3 protein-coding genes and 1 pseudogene are annotated in these 3,037 nt (G+C 64.3%); all 4 read right to left on the bottom strand.

The window, feature by feature from the left end; genetic code table 11:
* Positions 1 to 330: 6-phosphogluconolactonase (locus tag VFA16_RS16905; RefSeq protein ID WP_324968926.1), on the bottom strand; the 330-nt coding region annotated here is incomplete at its 3' end.
* Positions 327 to 1,238, bottom strand: coding sequence for a glucose-6-phosphate dehydrogenase assembly protein OpcA (gene opcA / locus VFA16_RS16900; protein ID WP_324968925.1), 912 nt, complete (start codon positions 1,236 to 1,238; stop codon positions 327 to 329). The genes VFA16_RS16905 and opcA, both read right to left, overlap by 4 nt.
* A 49-nt stretch (positions 1,239 to 1,287) precedes the next feature.
* Positions 1,288 to 2,853, bottom strand: a complete 1,566-nt coding sequence (zwf, locus tag VFA16_RS16895) for a glucose-6-phosphate dehydrogenase (protein ID WP_324968924.1) — start codon at positions 2,851 to 2,853, stop codon at positions 1,288 to 1,290.
* Positions 2,850 to 3,037, bottom strand: a pseudogene (locus tag VFA16_RS16890) (transaldolase); the annotation flags it as partial. The gene zwf and the pseudogene VFA16_RS16890, both read right to left, overlap by 4 nt.

Here is a 3,037-nt window from a genome sequence, read left to right as displayed (position 1 = left end):
ACCGTCGCTGGCCGGCATCGGGTGCACATTGCGGGCCGGGATGTCGATGTGGTCCAGCAGGGCAGCACGAGCCTGCTTGTCGTTGCGCTCGTCGTCGTCGTGGGGGACATAACGTTCGTCACCCCAGAACAGGTGCACCTTCGACCAGTCGATTCCCTGGCCCTGCTCTCTCAGCTTGCTTAGCAGCCGGTTGCCGTTGCCGCCGCCGGTCAACGCGATGAGCGCCTGACCGCGGGCCGCCACCGCTGCGTCGATGGCAGCGATCAGCCTCTCGCACGCTGCGGCCGCCAGCGCCTCACTGTCGGGATAGGTCTCGACGACTCTGTTCATGCGTACTCCACCTGACTAATACCTTCCAGCGCCTCGAGGTAAATCACGTCCGGATCCAGCCGGCGCAGGTCTTCGGCAAGGCATTCACGGGTTTCCCTGCGCGGCAAGGGGACCAGCGCATCCGGCTTGGCGGTGCGGCTGAGCGTCGCCGTCAACCCTTCTTGTGGTCGGCTCAGCGTCACGGTCTCGGTCGGGCGGACCAGCTCGACTTTGAGCTCGCCTACCGCGCGCCGCACCGGCCCGTCGATCTTGCTGGCCAGCCAGCCTGCCAGAACATCCAGGGCCGGCTCCATCTTCAATCCGGAAACCAGCGCAGAGGTGATCGGCTCGTGTGGGGGCTGATCAATCGCCGATGCCAGCAAGGCGCGCCAGTAGGTGATCCGGCTCCAGGCCAGGTCGGTGTCACCTGGCGTGTAACCGGGCAGCCGGCTCTTGATCGCCGACAGCGGGTCGACACCGTTGGTTGCGTCAGTGATACGCCGAATTGCCAACTGGCCTAATGGATCTTGTGCGGGGACCGACGGGGCGATGTCGGGCCACCACGCAACCACCGGGATGTCGGGCAGCAGAAAGGGCACGACCACACTTCCGGCGTGATCGGCGAGCGGACCCGACAACCTCAGTACCACCACTTCCCCCGCACCGCTGTCGCCACCGGCGCGCAACTGCGCGTCGAGCCGGGCATCGGGCACATCGCGGTCACCGGTAATCACCACGATCACCCGGCTGGGATGCTCATGGCTGGCGAAGTTCGCGGCTTCGATGGATTCCTCCACCATGGATTCACTGTCGGGCACGATCACCAACGTCAGCACTCGGCCCATGGTCACCGCCCCGACCCGTTCGCGTAACTCGTCGAGCTTCTTGTTGATCGCGGTGGTGCTCGTCTCCGGCAGGTCTAATATCACCGGCGCCGCTCCTCCTCATCGCTCCGCTCTGCATCGTCGCCGGCGCAAATCACGGGCGCCGCCATTCCCGGCCCGTGCGGCGCAGCAGTTCGAACGACGATGCCGGACCCCAGCTGCCTGCCTCATATGGCTCTGGCTTTCCATGTGCCGCCCAGTTCTCCAGAACAGGATCCAGTATTTCCCAAGCCAATTCGACCTCCTCGTTGACTGGAAACAACGAGGGCTCGCCAAGCAGCACGTCAAGAATCAGCCGCTCATAGGGTTCGGGTGAGTCCTCGGCGAACGCTGAGCCGTACGAGAAGTCCATGTTGACGTCGCGGACCTCCATGGCAGTGCCTGGGACCTTGGAGCCGAACCGCAGCGTGACCCCTTCGTCCGGTTGCACCCGAATCACCAGAGCGTTCGCGCCGAGCTCGTCGGTCATGGTGGCGTCGAACGGCAGATGCGGTGCCCGCTTGAATATCAGCGCGATCTCGGTGACCCTGCGGCCCAAGCGTTTTCCGGTGCGCAGGTAAAACGGCACCCCGGCCCAGCGGCGAGTATCGACCTCCAGGGTGATCGCGGCGAACGTCTCGGTGGTCGAGTCCTTCGAGAACCCCTCCTCGTCGAGCAGCCCAACGACGTGCTCACCGCCCTGCCAGCCGGCGGTGTACTGGCCGCGGCTGGTGGTCTCGTCGAGCGGCTCGGCAAGGTGCGTCGCTGAAAGCACCTTGATTTTCTCGGCCTGCAACTCCGACGGCTGAAAGCTCACCGGCTCTTCCATTGCTGTCAGCGCCAGCAGCTGCATGAGGTGGTTCTGGATCACGTCGCGGGCCGCGCCGATACCGTCGTAGTAGCCGGCTCGTCCGCCCAGCCCGATGTCTTCGGCCATGGTGATCTGCACATGGTCGACGTAGTGCGCATTCCAGATCGGGTCGAACAGTTGGTTGGCGAACCGCAACGCCAGGATGTTCTGGACGGTCTCCTTGCCGAGGTAGTGGTCGATGCGGAATACCGACTCCTCGGGAAAGACGCTGTTGACCACCTTGTTGAGCTCACGCGCGCTGTCGAGGTTGTGGCCGAACGGTTTCTCGATGACCACTCGGCTCCATCGCCCGTTCTGGGGACGGGCCAGCCCTGACGTGTGCAGCTGCTCGCACACCACCGGAAAGGACCTCGGCGGGATGGCCAGATAGAACGCGTGGTTGCCGCCAGTGCCGCGCTCGGCGTCGAGCTTGTCCAGGCACTCGGCCAGCCTGGCGAAGGCCTGCTCATCGTCGAAGGTGCCTGGCACAAAACGGAATCCATCGGCCAGACGATCCCACACCACTTGCCGAAACGGTGTGCGGGCATGCTGTTTGACAGACTCGTACACCACCTGACCGAAATCCTCATGATCCCAGTCGCGGCGCGCGAAGCCGACCAACGCGAAAGTCGGTGGCAGCAGGCCACGATTGGCCAGATCGTAGATGGCCGGCATCACCTTCTTGCGGGCCAAATCGCCGGTGACCCCGAAAATCACCATGCCACACGGGGCGGCGATCCGGGGCAGCCGCTTATCGCGCTTGTCCCGCAACGGGTTTTGCCATTGTCTGGCGCTGGGCCCCCGGATGGATTGGGTGCCGGCTTGGCTCATTTGGCAGCGGCGTCCAGCTGAGCCTGCGTCTCCTTGAGCAGCTCGGTCCAGGACTCCTCGAACTTCTCCACGCCTTCGTTTTCCAGCACGATGAACACGTCGGTCAGGTCAACCCCGACAGCTTCCAGCTTGTCGAACACCTGCTGGGCCTCCGACGCGGTGCCGGTCACGGTGTCACCTCTGA

It is taken from the genome of Mycobacterium sp., assembly GCF_035653355.1.
In the GTDB taxonomy this organism is placed as follows: Bacteria; Actinomycetota; Actinomycetes; order Mycobacteriales; family Mycobacteriaceae; genus Mycobacterium.
The sequence above is the reverse complement of the archived record's forward strand: the minus strand, read 5'-3'. Positions and strand labels throughout refer to the sequence as shown.

Bases quoted from the DNA above. Each gene is read 5' to 3' on its own strand.
- zwf (WP_324968924.1), bottom strand. From the start codon at position 2,853: ATGAGCCAAGCCGGCACCCAATCCATCCGGGGGCCCAGCGCCAGACAA.